The 23,264-nt window shown below is 44.8% G+C and carries 27 protein-coding genes; 15 read left to right on the plus strand and 12 right to left on the minus strand.

Going from position 1 to position 23,264, the window contains the following annotated elements; translation table 11 throughout:
• Positions 1–63 precede the first annotated feature (63 nt).
• Positions 64–1,146 carry a tyrosine--tRNA ligase gene (locus M1125_00140; protein MCL5404238.1) on the plus strand — a complete coding sequence of 361 codons (1,083 nt, stop codon included), beginning with the start codon at positions 64–66 and terminating at the stop codon, positions 1,144–1,146.
• 10 nt (positions 1,147–1,156) lie between these two features.
• Here M1125_00140 and M1125_00145 read toward each other — a convergent pair whose 3' ends face one another.
• Positions 1,157–1,501: a hypothetical protein gene (locus M1125_00145; protein ID MCL5404239.1), complete on the minus strand. Its 345-nt coding sequence runs from the start codon at positions 1,499–1,501 to the stop codon at positions 1,157–1,159.
• Between the two features lie 20 nt (positions 1,502–1,521).
• The gene (locus tag M1125_00150) at positions 1,522–2,010 is read right to left on the minus strand and encodes a hypothetical protein (GenBank protein ID MCL5404240.1); all 489 of its coding nucleotides are present in this window, start codon (positions 2,008–2,010) and stop codon (positions 1,522–1,524) included.
• 113 nt (positions 2,011–2,123) lie between these two features.
• Here M1125_00150 and M1125_00155 point away from each other — a divergent pair, with 113 nt between their 5' ends.
• Both M1125_00155 and hemH read left to right on the plus strand, forming a co-directional pair.
• Entirely contained in the window at positions 2,124–2,765 is a 642-nt protein-coding gene (locus M1125_00155) for a chlorite dismutase family protein (GenBank protein MCL5404241.1), read from the plus strand.
• Entirely contained in the window at positions 2,765–3,661 is an 897-nt protein-coding gene (gene hemH / locus M1125_00160; protein MCL5404242.1) for a ferrochelatase, read from the plus strand. Before M1125_00155 ends, hemH begins: the two co-directional genes overlap by 1 nt.
• On the opposite strand, the gene hemE is transcribed toward hemH, so the two are convergent.
• Together hemE and M1125_00170 are read right to left on the minus strand one after the other, a co-directional pair.
• The gene (hemE, locus tag M1125_00165) at positions 3,648–4,694 is read right to left on the minus strand and encodes a uroporphyrinogen decarboxylase (GenBank protein MCL5404243.1); all 1,047 of its coding nucleotides are present in this window, start codon (positions 4,692–4,694) and stop codon (positions 3,648–3,650) included. The two genes, hemH and hemE, sit on opposite strands and share 14 nt — an antisense overlap.
• A complete protein-coding gene (locus M1125_00170) occupies positions 4,695–5,417 on the minus strand; it encodes a uroporphyrinogen-III synthase (protein ID MCL5404244.1) in 723 nt (240 codons plus the stop codon).
• Between the two features lie 162 nt (positions 5,418–5,579).
• Here M1125_00170 and M1125_00175 point away from each other — a divergent pair, with 162 nt between their 5' ends.
• Positions 5,580–6,053 (plus strand): methionine--tRNA ligase subunit beta, encoded by a 474-nt coding sequence (locus tag M1125_00175; protein MCL5404245.1) that lies wholly within the window; start codon positions 5,580–5,582, stop codon positions 6,051–6,053.
• Between the two features lie 32 nt (positions 6,054–6,085).
• On the opposite strand, the gene M1125_00180 is transcribed toward M1125_00175, so the two are convergent.
• The 3 genes from M1125_00180 to M1125_00190 all read right to left on the minus strand — a co-directional run bounded on the left by M1125_00180 (position 6,086) and on the right by M1125_00190 (position 8,003).
• On the minus strand, positions 6,086–6,655 hold the full coding sequence (locus tag M1125_00180) for a hypothetical protein (GenBank protein MCL5404246.1): 570 nt from the start codon (positions 6,653–6,655) through the stop codon (positions 6,086–6,088).
• A 140-nt stretch (positions 6,656–6,795) separates the two neighbouring features.
• Positions 6,796–7,329: a peptidylprolyl isomerase gene (locus tag M1125_00185; GenBank protein ID MCL5404247.1), complete on the minus strand. Its 534-nt coding sequence runs from the start codon at positions 7,327–7,329 to the stop codon at positions 6,796–6,798.
• A 56-nt stretch (positions 7,330–7,385) separates the two neighbouring features.
• A complete protein-coding gene (locus tag M1125_00190) occupies positions 7,386–8,003 on the minus strand; it encodes a hypothetical protein (GenBank protein MCL5404248.1) in 618 nt (205 codons plus the stop codon).
• Between the two features lie 96 nt (positions 8,004–8,099).
• Here M1125_00190 and M1125_00195 point away from each other — a divergent pair, with 96 nt between their 5' ends.
• From M1125_00195 to M1125_00210, 4 genes are all read left to right on the plus strand, one after another.
• Complete coding sequence (locus tag M1125_00195; protein MCL5404249.1) at positions 8,100–9,689, plus strand: hypothetical protein; 1,590 nt, start codon at positions 8,100–8,102, stop codon at positions 9,687–9,689.
• A gap of 79 nt (positions 9,690–9,768) precedes the next feature.
• Positions 9,769–10,011 (plus strand): hypothetical protein, encoded by a 243-nt coding sequence (locus M1125_00200; GenBank protein ID MCL5404250.1) that lies wholly within the window; start codon positions 9,769–9,771, stop codon positions 10,009–10,011.
• A gap of 158 nt (positions 10,012–10,169) precedes the next feature.
• On the plus strand, positions 10,170–11,003 hold the full coding sequence (locus M1125_00205; protein ID MCL5404251.1) for a hypothetical protein: 834 nt from the start codon (positions 10,170–10,172) through the stop codon (positions 11,001–11,003).
• Between the two features lie 204 nt (positions 11,004–11,207).
• Entirely contained in the window at positions 11,208–12,386 is a 1,179-nt protein-coding gene (locus tag M1125_00210) for an MFS transporter (GenBank protein MCL5404252.1), read from the plus strand.
• A 20-nt stretch (positions 12,387–12,406) separates the two neighbouring features.
• Here the strand turns inward: M1125_00210 and M1125_00215 are convergent, their stop codons facing one another.
• From M1125_00215 to M1125_00225, 3 genes are read right to left on the minus strand one after another with little or no spacing between them, the layout of a single operon-like run.
• Complete coding sequence (locus tag M1125_00215) at positions 12,407–13,198, minus strand: ABC-2 family transporter protein (protein ID MCL5404253.1); 792 nt, start codon at positions 13,196–13,198, stop codon at positions 12,407–12,409.
• On the minus strand, positions 13,199–13,993 hold the full coding sequence (locus M1125_00220) for an ABC-2 family transporter protein (GenBank protein ID MCL5404254.1): 795 nt from the start codon (positions 13,991–13,993) through the stop codon (positions 13,199–13,201). It lies immediately after the preceding gene.
• On the minus strand, positions 13,990–14,991 hold the full coding sequence (locus M1125_00225; protein MCL5404255.1) for an ATP-binding cassette domain-containing protein: 1,002 nt from the start codon (positions 14,989–14,991) through the stop codon (positions 13,990–13,992). Before M1125_00225 ends, M1125_00220 begins: the two co-directional genes overlap by 4 nt.
• A gap of 183 nt (positions 14,992–15,174) precedes the next feature.
• On the opposite strand from M1125_00225, the gene M1125_00230 reads away from it, so the two are divergent.
• The 5 genes from M1125_00230 (at position 15,175) to M1125_00250 (ending at position 19,975) form a co-directional block, all read left to right on the plus strand.
• Positions 15,175–15,336 (plus strand): hypothetical protein, encoded by a 162-nt coding sequence (locus M1125_00230; protein MCL5404256.1) that lies wholly within the window; start codon positions 15,175–15,177, stop codon positions 15,334–15,336.
• A 190-nt stretch (positions 15,337–15,526) separates the two neighbouring features.
• A complete protein-coding gene (locus tag M1125_00235; protein ID MCL5404257.1) occupies positions 15,527–16,171 on the plus strand; it encodes a nucleotidyltransferase in 645 nt (214 codons plus the stop codon).
• 568 nt (positions 16,172–16,739) lie between these two features.
• Entirely contained in the window at positions 16,740–18,455 is a 1,716-nt protein-coding gene (locus tag M1125_00240; GenBank protein MCL5404258.1) for a Fic family protein, read from the plus strand.
• Positions 18,456–18,683: 228 nt separating this feature from the next.
• Positions 18,684–19,292 carry a 2'-5' RNA ligase family protein gene (locus M1125_00245; protein ID MCL5404259.1) on the plus strand — a complete coding sequence of 203 codons (609 nt, stop codon included), beginning with the start codon at positions 18,684–18,686 and terminating at the stop codon, positions 19,290–19,292.
• 227 nt (positions 19,293–19,519) lie between these two features.
• Positions 19,520–19,975, plus strand: coding sequence for a GNAT family N-acetyltransferase (locus tag M1125_00250; GenBank protein MCL5404260.1), 456 nt, complete (start codon positions 19,520–19,522; stop codon positions 19,973–19,975).
• A 141-nt stretch (positions 19,976–20,116) separates the two neighbouring features.
• Here M1125_00250 and M1125_00255 read toward each other — a convergent pair whose 3' ends face one another.
• Positions 20,117–21,142, minus strand: a complete 1,026-nt coding sequence (locus M1125_00255) for an HD domain-containing protein (protein ID MCL5404261.1) — start codon at positions 21,140–21,142, stop codon at positions 20,117–20,119.
• A 252-nt stretch (positions 21,143–21,394) separates the two neighbouring features.
• Here M1125_00255 and M1125_00260 point away from each other — a divergent pair, with 252 nt between their 5' ends.
• Both M1125_00260 and M1125_00265 read left to right on the plus strand, forming a co-directional pair.
• Positions 21,395–21,559 (plus strand): hypothetical protein, encoded by a 165-nt coding sequence (locus M1125_00260; protein MCL5404262.1) that lies wholly within the window; start codon positions 21,395–21,397, stop codon positions 21,557–21,559.
• A 5-nt stretch (positions 21,560–21,564) separates the two neighbouring features.
• Positions 21,565–22,005, plus strand: a complete 441-nt coding sequence (locus M1125_00265; GenBank protein ID MCL5404263.1) for a PIN domain-containing protein — start codon at positions 21,565–21,567, stop codon at positions 22,003–22,005.
• A 588-nt stretch (positions 22,006–22,593) separates the two neighbouring features.
• On the opposite strand, the gene M1125_00270 is transcribed toward M1125_00265, so the two are convergent.
• A complete protein-coding gene (locus M1125_00270) occupies positions 22,594–23,121 on the minus strand; it encodes a hypothetical protein (protein MCL5404264.1) in 528 nt (175 codons plus the stop codon).
• Positions 23,122–23,264 lie beyond the last annotated feature (143 nt).

The following is a 23,264-nucleotide window of genomic DNA, read 5'->3' on the forward strand; positions in this document are numbered from 1 at the left end:
ATGCGCTCCATGGTGCCTGCACAAAATAAATAAATAATTAGATTAGAAATTTGAAGTGATTTTATGGATGTCGAATCAAAAATAGCAGTATTGAAGAGCTTTGCAGCTGAAATAGTGACGGAGCAGGAGCTTGAAGAGCTGCTTGGCTCAAACGCGCATCCGCTCGTGTACGACGGCTTCGAGCCTTCCGGCCTTGCGCATCTTCCATTCGGCATCTACAGGTCCAAGAACATAAAAAAGATGCTTGACATAGGCATGAAGTTCAACATTTACATTGCGGACTATTTTGCATTTGTTAACAAGAAGATGGGCGGAAACATAGACCACATACGCGATGTGGGCAGATACTTTATAGAAGTATGGAAGGCCGCAGGGATAGATAGCAGCAAGGTGAACATAGTTTGGTCAAAGGATCTTATGAACGATTTCGGGTACTGGGAGTGCTTCATGACCGCAGGAAAGCAGATATCCCTTGACAGGGTGAGGCGCGCGACAACCATAATGGGCAGGAAGGAAGGCGAAGCCCTGGAAGCCGCACAGCTATTCTACCCCGTAATGCAGGTGACTGACGTAATAAGGATGGGCATTGACATATGCCAGCTAGGTATGGACCAGCGAAAGGCAAACATGCTTGCAAGGGAGGTTACAAAAAAACTTGGCCTTAAAGTGCCGGTCGCAGTGCACCACAAGTATATACTTGGCCTAAAGGGTGCGCCCAAAAACCTTATGTCCATGAGCGACGACGAAGCCATTTCATACAAGATGTCAAAGTCAGATCCGAAAAGCAGCATACTGGTACATGATTCTGAGGAAACAATAAAAGAAAAGGTCATGTCGGCATATTGCCCTGAGCGCGTCATAGAGGGCAATCCCATGTTTGATTATCTGGAAAACCTGATAGTGGATGACAAAGGCGCCCCGATAAGGATTGAACGCTCCGAGAAGTATGGCGGGCCAATCGAGGCAAAGGATTACGAAGAACTAGAAAGGCTTTACAGGGAGGGCAAAGTGCACCCATATGACCTTAAAATGTACGTGGCTGAGGCATTGAATGTACTTGTCAAGCCGATAAGGGAGCATTTCGAAAAGAACAAGGCTGCAAAAGAACTGTACGAAAAGGTTAAATCTTACCAGATAACGCGCTGAGCATGCAGGCTTAGCCGCCTATCTGGTCTATGCTTTTTAAAGTCAGTGCTTTTAGGTACTCTTTCTTGACCTCAATCAAAACGCTCTTTATTATTGTATTGTCCGAGCTCTCTGAAATCTTTGCATTAAGCATTCTTATTATAACACTGGGCTTTTCTATCTTGATATTGAGGTCAAGAAGGCCTTTCTCAAGCTTTTTAATGTAAGCATCAATATCATCCTTGCTGATCGACGGGCTTTCTACGATCTCGGTCACCGTTTCGTCAAGCAACTTTTTGGCTCTCTCTATTGCATTCAAGTCTGTAAGCTTGATGTCTTTGAAGCCTGGTTTTCTTTGCTTTGTCCTGCTTGCCATGTTATGCACTTTTTGCTGCATTATTTGCGCAGCATAGCTTTTGAATTCTTCATGCCGTTAAGCTCCGCCTTTATCTCTTCTATTACAACATTGAACTCTTTGCTTGATACAATATCCTTATAAGCCGGATCATTGAGGTTATTGCCCCTTATAAGTGTGCGCGTAAGATGTGTTTCGAAATCCCTTTTCAGGCTAAGTTCTTCATTCTGCCACAATTTTATCGCATTATCTAGAGAGGTTGCATATTCGTCCGCATTGCCCCTTCTTTTGACGTATGCCGTAAATACTTCACTGATTATGGCTATCTGGGTATGCATCTTGTCCAACGTCCTTTCCTTCAACTCTTCTATCCTGCTGGATTTTACTGCAATCGGCTCCTTTTTAATTCTGTATTCGGCGATTTCAGCTATTGACTTGTATATGATTGTTGCAATACCCTCTTCTTTCTCAACCGGGGACAGTCCAGTGAGTTTTACCTCTACGTTTTCGTAATTTTTATATCCCTTCATTAGCTCACTACGCCTATTTAATATACCTTTTATTATTTATTTAAATGTTTTTATGAGCCGGTTTATAAATTATTCGGATTAATTTATAAATTAATATACATACGCGATGCACGATGGAAAATCTCATTTCGGAAGTGCTCTCCTATTCGATGGATAGCACATGGTGGGCGCTGAATGCCAACAAAAGAAAAGAAGTGCTCGAAAACGCTGCATTGCTGCTTTCATCATGGAAGCGGAAGAGCAATGCGGCAAAGGCAGGCATCTACGCTTCGCTTAGGCACGATTCAGACCTGATAGTTTGGCTTATGGCCCCTGAAGCGGAGTCAATCCTCAATGCAAAGGCGCAGATTGAAAAGCTGTTTTCGAAATATGGCACACACGCTGACGGATTCCTTTCAGTATATGCGCAGGGAAAGGAGCGCCTGCCTACAAAACAGCACCGTTACTTTGTTGCCTACCCGATGAGCAAGCTTCCGGAATGGTACCTGCTTGGCGAATCGGAGCGGAAAGCCATAGTGGCTGAGCATGTGAAAATTGCGGTTAACAGCAGCCATAACAACGGTGTTATCTCTTATACAACTGAATCTTTCGGAATAGGCGACAATGAATTTGTGGTTATCTATGAGCTCAAGGACCTTCCCAGTTGGGTCAGCGTCACTAAGGAGCTCAGAAGCGCAAGGGCCAGGAAGTGGATAAGCAACGAATCGCCAATATTGGTTGGCGCCAATGATCTAAGCGCATTGTGGTGCAAGTGATGTACGGAGTATTGCTGATGGCTTATGGAACGCCCCAAGGGTTGAATGGCATAAGCGACTATTATACAAACATAATGAAAGGCAAAAGCCCCACTAAAGAGCAGCTTAAGCGCCTTACTGACAGGTATAAGGCCATCGGAGGCAAATCGCCGCTGCTGGAAGTTACAAGAAGCCAGGCCGAAAAGCTTCAGAAAAAGATTGCACGTTCAGATTCTGAGACCAAGGTTTTCTACGGCATGAAGTATTCAAAGCCTTACGTGTACGATGCGCTTTTGGAAGCAAAGTCCTTTGACGTGGACAAGCTGATATGCATTCCCATAGCGCCGTTCTACTCTGCAATAGGCACTGGAAGCTATTATGAGCATGTGGACAATGCGCTTGCGGCTTTGAGCTACAAGCCGGCGCTAATCAAGGTAGCCTCATGGAACTTGCAAACAGGCTTAATAAAGGCATGGACCGACTGCGTTTCGGCATTGAAGCTTGGAAAGAGCGACGTAATGGTCTTCACCGCACACAGCATGCCTGCCACAAAACGCGATGACCTGTCAGTGTACAGGAAGCAGATCCTTCAGACATGCAATGCTGTCCAAAGCAGTTTCGGAAACCGATGGGCATTGAGCTTCCAAAGCGCTGCGGACATGCCTGGCAATTGGATAGGGCCTGATGCAGGCACCCAGATAAGCGGCCTTGCGCGCAACGGCGTGAAAAGCATTGCAATAATACCGATAGGCTTTGTCGCGGACAACCTTGAAACGATGTATGATGTTGGCATTGCCTACAAGGCCCTTGCGGAAGGCCTTGGAATGAAGTGCAAGATTTCAGGAATGCCAAACGATTCGGAAGGGATAATAGATGCACTTTATGGCGTGTATGCAGATGCGATCAGGCGCTTCTAGCTTTTATCTGCGTTGACTTGACAATCTCAACAACCTGCTTAAGGTTCTGGTATGGCGTTTCCTTAAGCACACCATGCCCAAGGTTGAAGATGAATCCGTATCTGTCTCCTGCTGCTTCAAGGATATCTTTTGTTGCGCGAACCATTTCATCGCCGCCCTTCACTGCAAGCTCTGGGCTCAGGTTGCCCTGTATTGCTACTTTATCGCCTATTGCTTCGATAGCTTCGCCAATGCTGATGTCAGACCCTATGCTTATTGCGTTGCATCCGAGGCCTGAGAATTCCTTCAAAAATCCTCCTGTTCGCGAAGAAAAGTATATTTTCGGAACGTTTGATGGCAGCCCTTCAAATACAAGCTTGGCATAAGGCATTACGTGCTTTACGTATAATTCTTTCGGGAGCAGGCCTGCCCAGCTGTCAAATAGCTGCACCGCATCTGCGCCTGCACGTATCTGGGAATGCAAATAGCCCAACGTCATTTCCGTAGCAAATGACATAGCCTTGTGCCATTCCCTCTGGCTGTTCCGCATGAGCCCTATGCAGCGTTCGAAGGTCCTGGAAGGCCTGCCCTCAAAAACGTAGCTGAGCAGGGTAAAAGGCCCTGCAGCGAAGCCTATCAATGGTATTGAAGCCGGCAACGCCGATTTTACCGCCTCGATGTTTTTGAGCACATACGGTGCGTTGTACTCGCATTTAAACTGCGACAATTCCTTGAGTTCATCTGCGCTCTCGATAAGCCTGCCCATTACCGGGCCTATGCTTTCCTCAATCCTAACGTCATAGCCGGATGCCTTAAGCGGTATCATTATGTCTGCGTATAATATCGCGGCGTCTACTCCAAGCATTTCTATCGGCAGCATGGTTATCCTAGATGCAGCGACAGGATTTGCTTGTATATCGAGCACGTTTATGCCATTTTTTATCTGGTTGTATCCTGGAAGATAGCGCCCTGCCTGGCGCATAAACCATACCGGATGCCTTTCAACGCTCTTGCCGAAGCATGCACGCATAAATATGCTGTCCCTCGCTTCCATTTACCCACCATTTACCATTTTTAGCGCTCCTTCTACGGTATTGCTGCCTGTAAGCTTTCTGATCCTGAAAAGGCTTTTTGCCATGTCATACGTTGCACGGCCTATGCATATTGCCGTTTTGGATTTCAGGGCCTCGATTTGCCGCGCGTCAATGCTTGCCCTAAGCGCTTCCACCTCTGAAGGGCTGAATAGCATAACATGCGTTATGCTTGACAGCTCCTTGGGACTAAGCTCAACCTTGTTGATCAAAGTGTCATATATATGGGCTTCCTCCACTGTTGCACCGCGAGCAAGAATTGCACCATAGTCGTTTTTGCTCAAATTGCTGCCGAATACCACAACAATTTTGCCTTTTAATCTCTCGGCAAGAAGCCTGGCTATTATTTTCGAAATTCCGCCGGTTCGCGGCGCAAAGGCAACGCGCACGCCTAAGCCCTTCAATAGCCCTGCGGTGGTTGTGCCGCTTGCAAATACCTTAGATCTGCATTTTTTAAGCGCAGGCATGGATGTTTCCATGCAGTGCACAGCGTTCCTGGAAGAAAATATTACGTATGCAGCTGCACTAGCCATCGCGCATAGCTTTTCCTTGTCGATGCTGTTGCATTTTATTTTTATTGCCTCTTTTGCCACGACTCCAAGCCCTGACGATCTTATCATATGGATGGCGCCGCGGCTCTCTGCTTCAGGCCTGAGCAACAATATGACCGCTTTTTTACCCTTCATTCAAGTGCACCACACTTGCCTGCTTAGCTAACACTATTTTACCATGCCAAGTTTAAATGTTTTAGGCATTTGGCAAGGGAACGCCAATGAGGAAAAAGTAATTTAGCATTAACCACATCAATAGTATGGAGTCATTTTGTTTGACTTGGCAGGTGCGCACATATGATGCATAAAAAAACAAAGGACATTGACAGCTTAATGAATGATATAAGCGAGGCCGAAAGCAAGGACAGCGCTGGTACGGGCGAAAGCAGTATTGAAACGCTTGAAAACGCGCCTTATGCATCCGAGAGCGTTGAAGAGCATGGAAGAATCAACTTTGACAAGTTCAATGCGGTTGATTTAAGGGTTGCAAAGATAATAGGCGTGGAAAAGCACCCAGGCACCAGGAAAGCAATGTACAAGCTAACTGTAGATCTTGGGCCGCTTGGAATAAGAACCATAGTGGCTGGAATAGCAGACTTTTACGGAAGGGACGAACTTTTGGGCAAAAAAATAATAGTGGTTGCAAATCTGGCGCCAAGGGAGATTGCAGGGATCGTCTCGGATGGCATGCTTCTTGCAGCAGAGGACGAGCTCAATATAGCGCTTATAGTGCCCGACAAGGATGCAGCCCCAGGAAGCAGGATTCATTAAATAGGACAAAAAGCCTTGTTTTATCTGCAGGTTTAATACTTACCTTCGTTGCTGTCATCATCGTTTTCCGCTTTGCGCTTCAGCTTTTTGTAAGCATCGTAATCGCTTGTTATTCCAACAGAGTATTTTTTCCCGTATTTGCCTGGCGGCTTTAGCTCTTTTCCATCAATGTACGATTTTACCCCAAGAGAATTATCAATTGCTGCAGAGTCTCTCAGGATATCGTTTCCTCGTTCATTCATGACTACAAAATTAATTTCAGCTATAACGCCGGTGAGCAGTTCCTCAACCTTATTTAAAGATTCCGCTGCATTATTGCCGCCTTTGTACTTTTCGTCGTAAAAACGTTTTGTTTCTTCTAAAAACTTTTTTGCCTGATCGGTATTGAAAAAATACTCGGTAATATCTTTTGGGTTCCTCATGCCTTTCTCATATTCGCTTAATGCGAACTTTTTTGCTTCCTCTAACGTCTGTGCAACAAGCGTTGCAAATTCCCTGTTTTCAAGTATTGATTTGTCTTTGACCCTTACATCAAACGTTTCCCCGTATTCGCTTTTGCCATTTGCTTTTTTGTCATCTTCTTTTTTTCTTTTTGGTGCCATAGAGCTGCCTCTTAAAATTGAATTATAGGATTGCGAGGTTCCAGATATTTATCCTTTTTGGCTGCGCTGCCAAGGCTACAATGCTAGATCCTTAGGCAGGCCCAGGAATGGAAAAGCATTGCGATGCAACGCCCTGCGGATTAGCTGCTTTTTATTTTTACTACCTCTATCTGGAACACAAGGGTTTTGCCTGCTAGCAGCGGGTTGAAATCCACAATGGCATTGCTCGTAGTCACGTTCGTTACTATGCCCTGCGCGCCAGTCTGCGTTGTGACCACCATGCCGGTTTGCACGGTCTTGTTGCCGAATTCCGACAACGGCACGCTTATTATAAGGCTGTTGTTAACCGGGCCATAAGCCTCAGAAGGCGGCAGCGTGACTGTTTTGTTCTCTCCTACGCGCATGCCTATGATTGCATTCTGGAATCCAGGTATTACCTCGTTGCTGCCTACCGTAAAGTTGAATGGAGCCTTTCCTACATTCGAGTTAAATACGGTGCCATTGGTAAAGCTGCCAGTATAGTAGACGCTGACAATGTCGCCGCTCTTGACAACTGCAGGGCTACTGCTTGAAGCCGCAGCGTACGCCACTATAGCCAATACCGCCACGACTGCCACGATTATCGCAACATAGGCAGCTTTATGCTGCATCATGCCTGTTTTTTTGCCTTCCATTAAATCACTTCATATATGGCAATCATAATTAAAATGATTTGCTAAACCGTTTGCACCTACTTTTCCATTGCTGCCTGCAGAAGGGCTTTTGTTGCCTCAACCGCGTAAATGTGCTTGCACTTGCCGCCTACGGTGTTTTTCCTGTATTTGAAGTCCCTGCAGGCGCATATGGGCGTTCCGTTATTGAAAATGACTGCGTACCAAAGGTTCCTTTCGGAATGGGAATGCACATGCCACTCCGTCTGGCTTACCTTCTCTATGAACGGCTTCCCTCCAAGTGTTACCAAGAGCTCTATCCCCTGCCCTTTCTGGCCGTAGTGTATTACGAGCTCGCCTCTCTTGACTACAGAACCGCCCCTGAGCTCGCGCTTCAGCTTCTCTATTGCAAGCTGAAAACTTTCGTCGCCAAATTCTTTCATGTACTTGTCAGTCCAATAATTGAGGTCATGCTTCCTGTTTGTCCAGTCAAGCTTCAGTATATAGCCTGCTATGGAAAGCGCAGCCTCCTCGCTGCCGCTTGAGTAAAGCTCTGCAATGGACTTGGCTATTCCATAGGCCATGTCCTTGTTTGTTACGGTATAAAGCTTCCTAAGCAGGTTGCTGCTATTGGCATCACGGCTTTCTTGGGCGCCCTGTTTTTCCGCTTCTTTGATGTTTGCCTTTTTATTTTGCATAGGACCAGTGATACACTCTATTTTATTATATATAAATATTTGCCATGAATCAAAAGCTTTATAATAATAAGGAGATTTTAATCACTAAATGATAGGATGGGTAAAGTTTCTGCCAAAGGCGTACGGGCACAATCCGCAATGGAATATCTGCTAACATACGGATGGGCGATAATACTGATAGTGGTATTCCTGGGCGCAATGTTCTATATTGGCCTATTCAATCCTGGCAGGCTTGTAAGCACAACGTGCTTTGCGAATTCGGGATTCCTCTGCAGTTCACCAAACGCGTATGGCACAACCTTTAGCGCAACAATAGGCCAAGCCACAGGAAACGACTGGAACAACGTCATAGTCTGTTTTGTGCCGAGCAATGTGTCTTACCCCGATTCCTGCAACGCATATCCTTCATACATTGTAGGCACTCTGAAGAGCGGCCAGAGCCACAGGAGCTTACTGACGATAGATTCCCCATCCGGAACAGCATATGGCACGCTTTGGGCAGAATACAGCTTTGGGAGCTACTCCAACCTTATGACCGAAATAGCTACAGTAAGGGTAAAGGGCCTTAGTGCAGTGAGCCCGCCTGCGCCAGCGCCTGTAAACATCACGCTTCAGACAGGCATAATCGCTTATGCTAAAATAGTCGTGGCAAACCTGCAAAATGCCTCTACGCCTGCGCCGTTCCAGCAACTCATACAGCTGCCTGAATCAGCTTACAACAACTATATAGAATACAATCCAGGACAGGCAAATTTTGAATTCTTTTACCCTAACGGGACAATAATACCTGCCTGGATTGAGGGCAACAGTTCAAGCACTTTGATAGTATGGCTTAACCTGAAGCGAGGCATACCTGCGGACAACAGCACATTGTTTTACATAGGCTTTGCCAACAAGACAGCAAACCTGCTGTCAAGCTCTGGAAGCAACGGAATAGGAGAAGCGCCTGAGCTCACTGCGCAGTATGCAGAATACGACGACGGAGCAAGCGTTTTTGATGCATACTTCAACGGGCTTGAAAGCGCATCCAACTTCACTCTCATGCCATATGCAAGCATGAATAGCGTAAACGCATCATATTGCAGCAGCATAGGCACAGCGGAATTTTGCAATAGGATAAAGGCGCTGCAGTTCGAGATCAGCAACACGTCAAAATACTCGTATGACTGGGTATACAAGACCGCAATACCGAACATGAATGGCTACATACTTGAAGCAAATTTTGAATCTGCAGGAAACCCTAATCCTATAGACGTGGCAGGGCTGTCAAGCAGCGATGCAAGCAATTCCACGCAGAGCACCACCATATCACTGGCTACCCAGGAGGACGGGTCACTTTTCAGCATAAACGCCCAAGCTGCAAATAGCATATATTTCGTTGATAAGAACGTAGGGACGTATACTCCTGAATGGCGCTACATGAACCTTACCTATTTTGGGCCTGAGAGCGCAACTGTGGACCAGGGCTATTCTTCCATCAACCTGTATGAAGTAAACTCCTCTGGCGAGTACAGCAGTTCCTATGTGGCACCGCTGATGAAGCCATACGCAAGCGTTTTTGTAGGGACTGACAGTTTTTCCACAGTGCCTGGGGCATCTGTAGAATACAATTGGGTAAGGGTCAGGGCCATGCCTCCGAACCTCGCGATGCCTGCGGTTTTCTTAGGACAAGCTTATGCTTCTTAGCAGGGGCAGGCCGCTTGATTGTCGTAGTCTATAGCAATCTTTAAATAAAACGATCATAGATTGATTGCCTTGTGGTTTTATGGAAAAAAACATCAGAACGGACGATAGCATAAGCAGTGAAATACTCCCGCATATAAATTCACTGCGAAGGGGAAGCAGCAGCATAAGCACCGACGATGCGCGTGTAGCAGAAAAGACAAAGGCAGCCAACAGGGCATGGCAGGAAAAGGAAAAGCACGTTAACGATCTAAAGAATAGTGGCGAGAAAAATGAGGCAGACCGGGTTGACGTGCTTAGCGACCTTATCGCCAGCCTGCTGTGAACTTGCATTACGGCTAGCCAGAGCCTGACGGCTCTGGCATAAAAAGCAGCCTTTGACCTAAGGAACCCGTACTGACACTTAATTGCTTGCAATGTCAGCTATAAGAAAAAAATAAATATATGAACAACGCTCATTACCCCTATTACGTGGCATTTAGAATGAAAGCACAAAAAAATAAATTTACAATAAGCCTAAAGGGCGACGTTGCACACGGACTCAGGGAAATATCCGGCATCGCAGGTGAAAACCCAGTGGAGTTCCTGGGCAAATTGCTGAACGGCGATAAGCGTGTGCTCTCATTCCTGAAAGACATAAACGATCCAAAAACCGCGCTCCTTATACAGAAAATGAGGCCTGACGGGCAGGTGTACATGGATACATCTGGCTTGCTCAGCGACTTTGAAATAAAGAAGGCAGTGGCAGACAAGCAGCCTATGCCTGTAGAACTGCAGATGAAGTTCGCGGTAAGCACTTCGCTTGCGACAAGGATAGCGCTTGCCGAAAATTCGAACCTTGCAGAAAATGTTCAGCTGGCACTAGCATGTGACCAGAGCATTCAGGTCCGTAAAGCGCTTGCAGCAAATGAATGCATAAAGCTCGGGACGCAGAAGCTGTTGCATGCATATGGGATTGAATCTATAGACATTGCCTTGGCAAGCAATCGTAGCCTGCAAAAAGAGATGCAGTTTGAATTTTTAAAATCGGGTTATAAGGTAAGAATGGCACTGTCACAAAATACCGGGCTTGTCGAAGATGTCCAAAGCGCGCTTGCCGAGGATCCTGTAGGCAACGTGCGTTGCGCACTTGCACCAAACGCTGCCTTGACTGAAAAGGTTCAGCTAAAGCTCCTCAATGGCAATGGAATTAAAATCTGGTACTACGACTGGGGAATAAAAACGAGGAGCCACTCTGATGTAATATCCGCCCTGATGAAAAACCCTGGCCTGAAAGAAACACTTCGCATAAGGCTAAGGAATCCCCTAAGGAAATAGCAAGCCAAGCGATAGTTTAATATATTTGGAAATGCGCCTTATATATAGCTGTGGGGGGTGGATTAGGAAGCAGGGTCTAAAGCTGGCTCGGCTGCGTGCTGTCAGTATTGCGGCCGGGTCTTGCTTTATGCTTGCATCGCCAGAATCAGCCGGGCAAATACGCTTATTGGTAACTATTAAATTGTTTAACGCCTAATGGCAATTATGGCCAGCTGGCTGACAAGAGACGTATTGCTAATATCTTTGTCAGCATTCTTTGCAGATGCAGGCTACCAGGCGCTGATAGCCGGGTTTCCGATATTCCTTGTGCTCTATCTTAGGGCCCCAGTATACTACCTAGGAATAGCAATGGCGCTTGCATATGGCATAGGCTCTGTTTTTGCTTATTACGGAGGTAGGCTTGCCGACAGGTACGGCAAGAAGAAAATAGCGATACTCGGCAATATTTTGATACCAGTGCTCTCATTTACCGGATTTGCCTCGTTCGCTGCGGAGGCCGCAGCCATATTCTCCGCGGGCTGGTGGGCGCGCAATTTCAGGACGCCTGCAAGAAGGGCCATGATCGGAGACATATCAAGCAGGCTTGACAAGCCAAAGGTTTACGGATTCCTTAATGCTTTAGACGTCGGCGGCGGCATCGTCGCTGTTTCTTACCTTGCCCTAGGCATATATCTGGGCGTCGCACTTAAGCTGATATTCCTCGCTACGGCCATACCTATACTGATATCATCGCTATGCCTTTTCCTGGTCAGTTACAAGGGCCTTCCATCGCATGGAAAGCGCAGCAAAAAGAGCATGCCTGTAAAATCAGCAGCCAAGGCAGTGCAAGCTAAAGCCGGCCCGTATAAAGGCGTAATACTCGCAACAGCCATATACGGCCTGAGCTTTTACAGCATGAGCTTTCCCGTTCTCACAATAGCCCAGCAGTCTACAGATTTATATGGAGCGCTGTCGTATGCAGTATTCCTTCTGGTGTCTGCGGCATTCGGTTATGTGGCTGGCGTCTTTACAAGAAGGGTTGTAAGGAATCTTGCAGTATTCGGCTATTTTCTTGCAGGCATAGGGTCGCTAATAATAGGCTTGTCATTCCATTTCGGCCTCGGTGCCGTTGCATCGTATGCTGGAATATTCGTGATAGGGATAGCAGTAGGCACTATAGAGACATTGGAGCCCACAATAGTAGCGCTTGCAAAAACAGCTGCCAGTTCAGGAAGCGGAATGGGCGCATTGACTTCGTCACGCAGCATAGGCCTTTTCATTGCCAACCTGGCATTGGGTTTCTTCTACGTCTTAGGGCCGCTGTATGCATACGGTTTTGCGGCATTCATGGCCATGCTTGCAGGTATAGTCCTTCTGGCCTTTGGCTTTAAGTCGAAAATCTGATTGGCGTGCTGCATTGCGCGTCAGCCGCCGCCGCTCCTATACTTTTTCACAAGCCACTTGCAAGCGTAGTAATAAACCGCTACGGTAAAAGCTTCGATTACTACCACAAGAACAATTGATATGGGGCTTATCTTACCGAAAACCAATGCCGAAGGGTAGAATGCCGCAAGGCCTACTGGCAATCCGACAGTGAAAAGCAGGATGCCAGGCAGCCCATATATCGTCAGCGGATACTGGGCAGCCCTGGAAGCTATATTTGCTACCCACTGCATGTACCCTGCGCTGTTGAAAAGGGTATAAGATATGAGGGTAATCATAAGGAGGAACATAGTCAGCGAAACGACCCCTAGCGCAAATATTATGATTATCCCCAAAATTCCAATGGCGCTTACGCCAGCCATGTAGGCAGCATATCCGAAGACCAGCGCTCCGCTTATCACGCTGCCTATGGAAGTCTTGGTCCCGTAAAGCGATAGCATCGTAAAGACAGGATTGTAAGGTTTGAGTATGTGCTGGTCAAACTGTCCGTTGCGCATTGTCTTTGCCAGCCTTTGTGGCGATATGTTGTAAAGCACCATTCCTATCATCATGTTGGCAAGCGAGCTCACAACGAGCATTTGGTAATAGCTCCATCCTGCCACTCCGCTTGAGACGTCGTATATTATGGTTATTGTTACTACGCTGGCTACAGTGCTAAGCATGAAAACAAATATCCAAACGGCGAACTGCGTCCTGTAAATTGCTATGTCCTTCCAAAGTATCTTCTGAGATGCATAGTACATCTTCAGGTTCCTGGATACGCTTTCAAGCATTCAAACACCTACTGCGTTTATGTCCCTGCTTACACGCCTCCATATGACAACCGCGACTACAAAGAGTACCAATGCCCAGATGGCTCCTTCTGCCACGAGCCCAGGCAGCTGCGCCGCGGTGATGATCCCTGTGAATGTCCCACCCGGGACATAGTAAAGGAACGGAAATGGTGTGAGCATCAGTATCCCGTAAAATAGCTTCGGATAGAGCAGCAGTGGCATGATTCCACCACCCAGCAGCGAAAACATCCACGTAACTCCGCTTAATATGCCATATATGTCGGTCAGGTAAATCGAGAGCGAGCCTATTATGAAGCCTATGAAGTTTATTATCAGGTAGGCAAGCATCATTTCTATTGCGAGCATCAAGACCTGCATTGCAGTAAGGTGCAGCCCTGCGATTATGTAAATTATTATGAATATGGGAAGCGTTCCGGCCAGTGAGAATATAAGGTTTTCCGGTATCTCCCTTATGAAGGCTGCATATGGGTATTTTATCGGCCGTATCAGCGAGCTTGCTATCTCGCCGCTGCGCATGTCAGATTCCAGGACGTTGGCTACTCCGGGCCATGAGAGGAACCCTATGCTGCCTATCGCAAAAAGGTAAACCGTCATGCTGCTTATTGTTATTCCGTTTATGCTTGTGAGTGCTGAGAAATGATAAACTGCTATCCACACTATTACCATTACCAGCGAGCTGAGCATGTAGAATGTTGCATCTAGGGCTATCTCTGCCCTGTACGCCATTGCATTTTTCAGGAAAACCTTGAATACGGAGAAGTACTTTCCATTCATTCCTCAGACCTTTTGTTCGAGTCTATGTATTTGTAAGTGCTCTCAAGTATGCTGCTGAGCCCAGGCTCTGATAGCCTGTAATCCTCTATGTTCCCATCTTCGAATATGGAGGCGAACGCATCGCTCTTTGTTATGTTTGGGTCTACCTTTAATCCAATATAGCCGTCCTTTTTGGAGAAAACCTTTCCCAAAGACTCGTATTTTGCGTAATCGAATTTTGCTTCCGGCTTGAAGTATAGCTCCAGTATGGCGTATTTCCCGAACCTCTTCTTGAGCTCTTCCTGCTTTCCATCGAAAAGCTTCATTCCCTTGTCCAGAAGTATTATCCTGTCGGCTATTGCTATGTCGTCAACTACGTGCGTCGTAAGAACGAACGTTATGCCAAATTTTTCCCTTAGATCAATGACTGCCCTGCTTATGGCCATCCTGGAGGGGAGGTCTACTCCCACTGTGGGCTCGTCCATGAACACAATCTTTGGCATGTGCAGTATTGAGGCGGTGAACTCGCATTTCATTCTCTCGCCCAGGGACAGCTGTCTAGTCTGCCTCTTATAAACATTGTCTATGCTGAGTATTTTTTTGAGGTATGCAAGCCTGGAATCATAGTCCTTCTGGCTTATGCCATAAAGCTCTTTCACGTATATGAATGTATCCAGTGGGGGCAGGTCCCAGAACAGCTGCGGATGCGTCGAGCCGAAGACCACGCCTATATTCATTGCAAGCTTTGTTCTTTCCTTCCACGGGTCCATGCCCAAAACTTTTATGCTTCCGCTGTCTGGATACAATATGCCGCTCATAAGCTTTATCATTGTTGACTTGCCGCTTCCATTCCTGCCGAGCAGTGCCACTACCTCTGACTCCTTCACGTTCAGGCTTACGCCCTTCAGGGCCTTTTTCATGAACGACTTTCTTCTGAGCGATCCAAAAAAGCCTTTTCTATTTTCGTAAGTCCTGAAGCTTTTCACTGCGCCCTTGACTTCTACTATGCTCCTAGGCAAAGCTTCACCTGCTTGTTTTACCAAGATTTTGAAATGTCAAGAATAATAACGTTATGTGCAATAGCAAGGCATCTACATTTCTGTTGGAAAATGCCAACTAAACTTCTTACATACGCTGCATATGCATAACGGCAAGGGTTAAATCCCTTTTCCTGCCCTTATAAGCCATATCAGGTGATGAAAATGCCAGTAAAGACAGGAGAATACAAAGGATTCCCAACAATAAGCCTGCTGAAAGACGAGCAGGATGCACGCCCGTTCACGTTCGGCCTTGGAAAAGCCAAGCTGATAATCGAGAACATAGAGGAGATAAAAAAATTCGTGGAAGAGAACGCCAAGCCATAAAGCCCATGGCTTTGGCAGTCTTGGCTGCATCCGAATGCGGCAGCCATGACGCCATGCACTTCTGCAAGACAAAAGAGTGCGTATACCTGGCTAAAAAACGCATATTCAGGCCATTTTTGACACAAACATGGCCAAATAGAAGGTATAAATATTAAAAAGTCGCCAAATATTAATGCGAGCAGGTGTACAAATGAATTACAATCAAAAAGCTTACAATCAAAGGTATAAATATAACATACCAGTATCGGTATTTGCGGATATTTATTCCAGGCTTACCGAAGGCTTTGGAGAAATGCCTGTAGTGATAGGTGGAAGAGCGGTAAACATCCTCTGTTTTAATGAAACGAGGTTTACTCACGATGTCGATGTGGTACTGTCAAAGGACCCATCAGAACGTAAGGAAAATCTCGAAAAAGAGAATTTCATGATAAAAAGGAATGAGAGAGGCAAGATTGTCGGTGCTGAAGATTTGAAAGATCATTCCTACGATCCCATAACTCTTGATTTTTACTATTCTAGGCCAATAAACGGCATAACTATAAAAGAGATATTAAAAAATGTTGAGGAGGTAAACGTTGCCCATACTAAAGTGCTAGTTCCAAAGCCTCCGATAATGCTAATGCTGAAATATGATGCCGGAAGGCTAAAGGACATAAAGGACTTTGAGCTTCTTTTGAGAAATTTTTATGGAAGCAAAAAAGAATCCCTTTTCGAAAATGAAAAAAAGTTATTCGATGAGCTTCTCGAAAACCACAAAGGCGACAAAAAGGGGATGAACAGGCTGTTGTCCGAATATTACTATTATAACCAGGCAAAGTCCCAACTAAGGAAATAAACCATTTTGCTATCTTGCGTAATACTATTATTCGAGGCTTCTTAGTTCCGCCCGGCCTCAAGCTTCGGCATTCTTTGTGCATCAGCAAAGCTATGGGCTGAATAAAGAGTACTACTTGGTCTTTCCGGCAACACAAAACGTCAGTTGGCTGCAGTGGGTTACGTCAGCAAACAAACGCACCTAATATCTTTAATAAATTAGTTACCAAATTAAAGAGCGTGATATCTATCTGCATACAATGAGAAATCAAAGGAAGCAGCCTGGAAAAGATATTATCAGTAAGCAGTTGTTTTGGCTGTGTGGATGCCTGACGCTCAAAATAATTGGCTTTGGCGCCAGAAAGTGCAGTATGCATTGTATCACTGCATCTACAATCCGCGCTTTCTAATAAAAGGTGGCTTTAATGGATATTTCTGGAATCGAGGAAGCAGGAAAGTTATATGGTACAATTGCAGGAATGCTCTCCCCAACTGGGCGAGGACGTTTTTTTATAAGAGAGGATATTACCAGAATCATTTTTTATTCTAGTGCCATTGAAGGCAATAAACTTGATGAATCAGAAGCCCTTATGCTCATAAACGGCGATCTTGAGATAGGAAGTGGAAGACTTACCGATTACATTGAGCTGCTAAATCACAAAGATGTTTACAACCGCATCGCGCAAATAGGCGATAATGAAATTACCTTGGATGACATCATAGAGCTGAGAAAACTGCTTTTTTCCAATATTCTGGACAATCTGCATTACGGCCTTAGAAGATCCATGACATCTGTGGGGGACCAGATCACGGAAAGCGCGTCTAAACTACCAAAGGAAATGGATGAACTAATAGAGATTCTGAACAGAAAGCCATCAAATGCATCAGATGCATTTTCAAATGCTGTGGAATTTCACCTTCTTTTTGTAGACAAGCATCCGTTTGAAGACGGAAACGGGAGAACTGTCAGGTTGCTGATGAACTGGTATCTGATCAAAAACGGGCTTGCGCCAATAACAGTTACCAGAGAGGACAAGAAGGAATACTTCAATAGCATAAGCCCTTTCCATTTCTGCGGTTACACCGATGCGTTTGCATCATTTATGCTTTATTCGGCACTGAAGACAGCCGGAATCCCAGTTGCAAAGTTCTCTGAAGGAATCGAAAAGGAAAGCATGATAAAGGATTTCCTTTCAATGTTTGACGGAAAGATTGATGAGGCTTCACTCTCCAGAAAGGTTTCGTCTTATTATTCTTCTGGAAACAAGAAGCAAAAGCTTGGCGCCATATGGATTGCAGGCCACTTAAATGTTCAATCTCCAGAGCTTTCCATTGCAGCCCAGGAAGATGACCCAGAAATCGTATCCATGGCATTGCTGGCAATGCAGAATAGGGCTTTAAACGGGTTTGAAAAAAGCATTGAAGAACTGGATAAGTTTACCGAAAGAATAAGGGAACTGGCAATAGCTGGCAGAGAAGAGCGTGAGCAACTGCTTGCTATAAGCCTTTTGGGTAAAATAAGCGCACTAGATAACGATACTGTACATAAGATAATTGAAGGGCAGAAGGATTACCGGATAATAGCCCAGACATTCAATGCGCTTAGGTATAACCAGACCAACCTAGATTCCGTTGCTTTACTGGAGGAATATTTAAGCAGCAGCAACCCTGATCTTGCCGAAAATGCTTACGCCGCGTTAATAGCCAATGCCCCGGTTCCGCTTATCGAAAAGCACCTAGAAGGCATTTGCAACGAAGAGGAAGTGGTAAAGGACGAAATAATAAAATGGCTTAGCAGAATAAGAAAAAAAGCAGGACAGGACAAAACCAGCGCCATGAATTTAGACGGCATAGCAAAAATGCTCGTAAATGCAGCCATTAAGGACGACCGCATAAGGATGCTGCTCTTGGGTCATTTATCCTCCGCAGACAGTCTAAATCCTGTATACTTGGATACGCTGAAGCGTATCCTTAAAGATCCGGCGTACAGCGACGTTGAAAAATCATATGCGGCATACTGCATAGGCATCAATATGGGATATGATTACCTGCGTTCGGAAACTGGGATATTGGTTCAGAGAACAAACGGGAAGCTTTTGAATATGTCTGCTTTTATTGCGCTGACTAAAGGCAAAGCCAAAAAACGAGAAATACTAGATGTGCTGGATATCAAGCAGAATTCGATAAGCAGTATTGATGCAATAAGCATGAAGAACATGCTTGAAAAAAACAGATTCGGGACGGATTTTTTATCGCTGTGCGAGAAAAACTTTTCTGCATGGAACAATATGCAGACAGGGAATTGACGGTGTAAGCTTTTATGATTTTGGAGGAAAGGATAAATAGAGCCATATCGTCTGAAAAACGCGGCATGCTTCTCTTAAGGATAGATAAAGGCAAATTCCGACATCGCGAAAAGACGAGTATAATTGCTATAAAACTGCAGACATCTGAAACAGCTTTGACACTATTAATTTTGCCTTTTTCCGTTGCTACTGATGTCATAATTTATATTTGTAATGCTTATTCCGATTATGACCGACACGAGGATTATACAGATATGCCCGCCACAAAGGCTCAGGAAAGAGATTATTGCAATAATGAGCGATTTTGCCAACAGGTACAGGGTTTACCGCGATGCCAGCAGGAAAAATCCCCATATTACCCTGCTTGACATTTCCGGATACGCGTACCGGCAAGATTCTCTTCTAGATAAGATAGGGAAGATAACAAAAGATGTAAAGCCATTCAAAGTATACATCGACGGGGTATCCGCGTTTGACGAGCCAAACAGGAGCGATGGTCCAATGCGAAGGCGCCATAATTATGTGATATACCTGCACGTGGTTGAGAATCGTGATATATCATTGTTGCATAAAAAGCTGGTTGCAGGTTTTGGCGAGGACAAGATGAATCAAAGGGAATTCGTACCGCATATAACGATATCCCACAAGGATCTGGACAAGAGAGGTTTTGAAAAGGCGCTCAGGGAATACGGGGCGTTACACTTCAAGCACGGTTTTACAGTCAACGGGGTATACCTGTACACTTATGCGGAAGGCTCGAAACCCAGCAGCAGATATATAAAATTTGGTTCAGTCAGACAAACAAGCCTACATTCAAAAAAATATATCAGAAGATAGGATTGCATACCATAGGAGAAGCAGCCCGAGTGAATCTGCTAGCAACCCGTAAAGCACATGAAAATATATTTTTACATGTTGCGATACTGACATATGATAAACACAGGTTTTCAATTGCCTGTGCAGACAAGGCAAATCCACCCAATTCGCTCATGATAACGAAAAGATGCGCAGTGAAGGGGATATGTGGAATGGTATTAAATTTTAAGGCTGCTTTAATTGATTATATGGAAGTGATAAGGGCGAAGCAGGGCGACAGGTATATTGCAGATGCGCTGAAGATAGCGCAAGGCCTCAAGGAATGGTTCAACAAGAACGGGCTGAAGAGCATTGAGACCGACCTTTTCTTCAACAACGTGGCTGTGGCAGTAGACGGAGATGAAACTCTCGGCTTCGCATGCTATAGCTCCTATGACGGCATAATGCAACTGGTCTGGATGGCAGTTGAAAGAAACCATCAGGGAATGGGCATAGGCACTATGCTTCTCAAATGGGTGGAGGATGAGGCAAGGAGCCATGGCCTGACGCTCATACAGGTAGAGACGCTGCCTGAAGAGGACAGCTACGAGCCCTACAAGCTGACAAGGAAGTTCTATTACGACAACGGATTCGTCAGGATCGCATACAAGAAAGCGAGGCTGGAGGGCTGGGACGACCAGATAGTTCTGGAAAAGAGATTATAAGAGGCATTGGCATAGTGTGTCTAGCTGTACCAGTAACGCACATGCCCGTTACAAACGTGAATGTAAAAGCACATCACCACATAATTTGCTCCCTATAATAAAAAGATATGGAGAGAAAGAAGCTTCGACGCATATTTCGGTTCATATTTCTATCGGCAGCTTTATTCCCTCTAAGCTCCTCAGCCTTATGCCTCCCTTGTTTAATGCCCTATTGCGCTCTATCCTATTTGCAAAGTCCGAATCAGCTTCACTTACCCTCAAAAGCTTTCTATCCTTCAAAAAGAACGGATCGATATATCTGAACTTAGAGTATATTACTACTTTTGGCTCATCCTTGTCAGCTAGCTCATATTTGATCTCTCCCTTATGGTTTGCTAGATATTCCAAAAGCGTGTCAACTTGCTCTATTGCAGTATTTTCAAGCTTTTTCAGAAACTCTGCATCCGTAAGGTCGAAATCAGCTTTTGAAATAGTTCCATTTTTCATTGCTATCTTTATGGCAGCGCCGAATATGTACCACCTTATGTCCAAGTCTGCCCTGTGCGGGTTTTCTGGAACTTCCGGAACTCTCCTTTCGTGTCTAATTGCAAAGTCCTTGGCTATATCCTTCTCTTTGAAGGCGAGATATCCTTCGTACGCGATTAGGGATTCCAGGGTTCTTCTCACTGCTTCAGAGCCCTCTTCCTCCGCCCAAAGCCTGGCTGTACTGTCGAATCTATCTGCGCACAGATAGGGCTGTTCCCTCTCAAGCAGGCCGAAATTCTTGGGATCTGAAATCTTTTCAGGGTCCATTCCGTTTGATTTAAGTATCTCGTATAGCTCACTGCCCTTTCCGAAAAATCTAGAGTGTATGCTGTCTTGGTAATCTTCCTTGACGCCATTACCTATGACATAATCCGCCATGTGCGAAAAGGCAGTATGCGAAACATCATGCAGAAGCCCTGCCACTTGCTCTTCTAGGCTGGCACCCACCCTTCTCAGTGCAAGCATGACACCTGCGGAATGGTCGAACCTGGAATAATCAACCTCGAAATCTGCTATGTACTTCTTGGGGACACCTTGATTGCATATTGCTTTTATCCTTTGCATTGGCTTTGATTCAACCAATTCCTTAATCACTGGATTTTCTACATCTACGCTTCCATGCACCACGTCCTTGAATATCATAATATTACCTTTCCAATCTGCAATTGTATATGTATAAGAATTATTTTAAAAGTAAGCCTTGCCAACAATACCGTCATCGTGTGGCGACTTTAGACAAAAACATGCTGCCATAAGGGACAAGATAGGCTACAAGACCAAAGAGCTTGTGAAAGAGCCGGATCTGGATTAACGGAGATAGTTTTAAAATTTCTATTGAAAATGTCAGACCATAATTCTTTTATATGTATACATACATTATACATATGTGTTGCGATGGCCAGACAGATATCAGTCTCAAATGAAGTTTATATAGAATTGTCTAGGAGAAAGGGCAAGCGCAGCTTTTCTGAAGTCATAAAGAGCGCGATAGAAGCAAGCAGCGATAAGTTGAATGACGAAAGGCTATCCGCTCGGCAAGATAACCAAAAGCAGAGATGAATGGTATGGCCGCTGACCTATTCTTTGACACTTCTGTAATTGTCTATGCGTTTGACAGCGGCGAAGCTGAAAAGCATAGCATTGCATTGAAGCTGATTGAAAAGGCCATGGATGAAGGAAACGGAGTAATATCAAGCCAGGTACTTTTGGAGCTTTACAATGTCTTAACTAGATTCGTAGCAAATCCTTTGCCGCGCAAAGATGCCGAGCGCATAATAAAAGATTTTGCTAAAGCTTCTTCTTGGCGCAAGCTCGATTATAGCGTTTCCACTGCCATGAGCGCTGTTGAAACCTCTGCTCGGCTCAAGACAGGCATTTGGGATACTCTGATAACAGAGACGATGAAAGAAAACAATGTTTATACTATAGTCACTGAGAATGAAAAAGATTTCAAGAAGATCAATGGGATTAAAGTGATTAATCCATTTAAGAAGCAGGCAATTTGAATTAATAATATAGTTTTAGAATTTCTATGAAAGTATTAGAATAGATAATCTGCAGGATGTTTGCTAAAAATAATTCTCTCGAAGGCTTAAACTAGCTCGATTGCCAAACGATTCGTATCATTTTCCATAAAAATAAAATATCATGTGCAATGGATGGCAAAAATTGTAATTCCATTTTTTTGCAACAAAAACACGGTTTGGAAAAAGCTTGCATTTCAGATTTATGGAAAACTGGCCATCCTGGTTAAGCAATGGGTATTGCGCGCCAAACTTGTTTAAAAAATTGTACTTTTCCTCGAGAGGCATTTTTTAGCTCAAAAATATGAAATAAAAATAACGGTTTTCGTTTTTATGGAAGCACATATTTTTGGCATAGGAACACACAAAAATACAGGTTTTTGGCAAGGTTTCATTGAAAAAATGCCCTCTTATTTAACGCATAACGTTATAAAAAAGGCCTTCCCATGCAATTATATTGGCGAAGGCCGCAAGCGATTATAAGCAAAAATTAAGCGATTTATAGAATACCTAACATAATATTAGATATTCTAATAATTAGTTAGGTATATTATGCCGGGCTATGGCTTTTCATGCCTGTTTGTTGGCATTATCCTTCTTACCGTATAGCACGGTATCTGCCTCATGCATGTCACCTATAATCCTCGTGAAGTGTACTGCATATGCCGCAACGGCCCCGGTATCCAAAAGCTTCTTGGGAATCTGGCTTATCACTTCGTTCTGTGTGGGCTTGAAGAAGCCTTCGTAGCCGTAGGGATAGTATGTTGTAATTCTTCCGATTTCGACTAAGCCTTCAGCAACTGCTGTAGGTTTTGGGGCCCAGCCGAATGCATTAGTGGATGGATCTCCGGCCTTTATGTAATAGAGTTTTCTGTCTTCTTCAGATGTAGTTATTCTTTCGAATGTATAGGTTTCGCTGCCGTCTTCTTCCACGCGCAGCTTTACTGGCCTGACAGCAGTTTTATCAGACACAAACTGCTTGCCGTGCAGGAACTCTGCAAGAACCTTGGCGTCTATGTCGCTGCCGAGCATCACTGGCATTACCCTGTCGTACAGCTCCGTTGTCTTGCTTTTTCCAATAGACTTTTCGTTCGCCATCGTATCGCCTATAAATTTGCAATGCTTTATCGCCTTTTATAATATTTAATGCTTTGCTGCGCCAGTTTTTCATAGAATATGTTAGATATTCTAACAATTATTTAGGCATAGCCCGTATGCCATTAATCAATAGAATAAAGCCT

Source organism: Candidatus Marsarchaeota archaeon, from assembly GCA_023485295.1.
GTDB lineage: Archaea > Micrarchaeota > Micrarchaeia > Micrarchaeales > Micrarchaeaceae > Micrarchaeum_A.

Coding starts and splice junctions, on each gene's coding strand:
- M1125_00140 (MCL5404238.1), top strand. CDS start 64: ATGGATGTCGAATCAAAAATAGCAGTATTGAAGAGCTTTGCAGCTGAA.
- M1125_00145 (MCL5404239.1), bottom strand. CDS start 1,501: ATGGCAAGCAGGACAAAGCAAAGAAAACCAGGCTTCAAAGACATCAAG.
- M1125_00150 (MCL5404240.1), bottom strand. CDS start 2,010: ATGAAGGGATATAAAAATTACGAAAACGTAGAGGTAAAACTCACTGGA.
- M1125_00155 (MCL5404241.1), top strand. CDS start 2,124: ATGGAAAATCTCATTTCGGAAGTGCTCTCCTATTCGATGGATAGCACA.
- hemH (MCL5404242.1), top strand. CDS start 2,765: ATGTACGGAGTATTGCTGATGGCTTATGGAACGCCCCAAGGGTTGAAT.
- hemE (MCL5404243.1), bottom strand. CDS start 4,694: ATGGAAGCGAGGGACAGCATATTTATGCGTGCATGCTTCGGCAAGAGC.
- M1125_00170 (MCL5404244.1), bottom strand. CDS start 5,417: ATGAAGGGTAAAAAAGCGGTCATATTGTTGCTCAGGCCTGAAGCAGAG.
- M1125_00175 (MCL5404245.1), top strand. CDS start 5,580: ATGATGCATAAAAAAACAAAGGACATTGACAGCTTAATGAATGATATA.
- M1125_00180 (MCL5404246.1), bottom strand. CDS start 6,655: ATGGCACCAAAAAGAAAAAAAGAAGATGACAAAAAAGCAAATGGCAAA.
- M1125_00185 (MCL5404247.1), bottom strand. CDS start 7,329: ATGGAAGGCAAAAAAACAGGCATGATGCAGCATAAAGCTGCCTATGTT.
- M1125_00190 (MCL5404248.1), bottom strand. CDS start 8,003: ATGCAAAATAAAAAGGCAAACATCAAAGAAGCGGAAAAACAGGGCGCC.
- M1125_00195 (MCL5404249.1), top strand. CDS start 8,100: ATGGGTAAAGTTTCTGCCAAAGGCGTACGGGCACAATCCGCAATGGAA.
- M1125_00200 (MCL5404250.1), top strand. CDS start 9,769: ATGGAAAAAAACATCAGAACGGACGATAGCATAAGCAGTGAAATACTC.
- M1125_00205 (MCL5404251.1), top strand. CDS start 10,170: ATGAAAGCACAAAAAAATAAATTTACAATAAGCCTAAAGGGCGACGTT.
- M1125_00210 (MCL5404252.1), top strand. CDS start 11,208: ATGGCCAGCTGGCTGACAAGAGACGTATTGCTAATATCTTTGTCAGCA.
- M1125_00215 (MCL5404253.1), bottom strand. CDS start 13,198: ATGCTTGAAAGCGTATCCAGGAACCTGAAGATGTACTATGCATCTCAG.
- M1125_00220 (MCL5404254.1), bottom strand. CDS start 13,993: ATGAATGGAAAGTACTTCTCCGTATTCAAGGTTTTCCTGAAAAATGCA.
- M1125_00230 (MCL5404256.1), top strand. CDS start 15,175: ATGCCAGTAAAGACAGGAGAATACAAAGGATTCCCAACAATAAGCCTG.
- M1125_00235 (MCL5404257.1), top strand. CDS start 15,527: ATGAATTACAATCAAAAAGCTTACAATCAAAGGTATAAATATAACATA.
- M1125_00240 (MCL5404258.1), top strand. CDS start 16,740: ATGCTCATAAACGGCGATCTTGAGATAGGAAGTGGAAGACTTACCGAT.
- M1125_00245 (MCL5404259.1), top strand. CDS start 18,684: ATGACCGACACGAGGATTATACAGATATGCCCGCCACAAAGGCTCAGG.
- M1125_00250 (MCL5404260.1), top strand. CDS start 19,520: ATGGAAGTGATAAGGGCGAAGCAGGGCGACAGGTATATTGCAGATGCG.
- M1125_00255 (MCL5404261.1), bottom strand. CDS start 21,142: ATGATATTCAAGGACGTGGTGCATGGAAGCGTAGATGTAGAAAATCCA.
- M1125_00260 (MCL5404262.1), top strand. CDS start 21,395: ATGGCCAGACAGATATCAGTCTCAAATGAAGTTTATATAGAATTGTCT.
- M1125_00265 (MCL5404263.1), top strand. CDS start 21,565: ATGGCCGCTGACCTATTCTTTGACACTTCTGTAATTGTCTATGCGTTT.
- M1125_00270 (MCL5404264.1), bottom strand. CDS start 23,121: ATGGCGAACGAAAAGTCTATTGGAAAAAGCAAGACAACGGAGCTGTAC.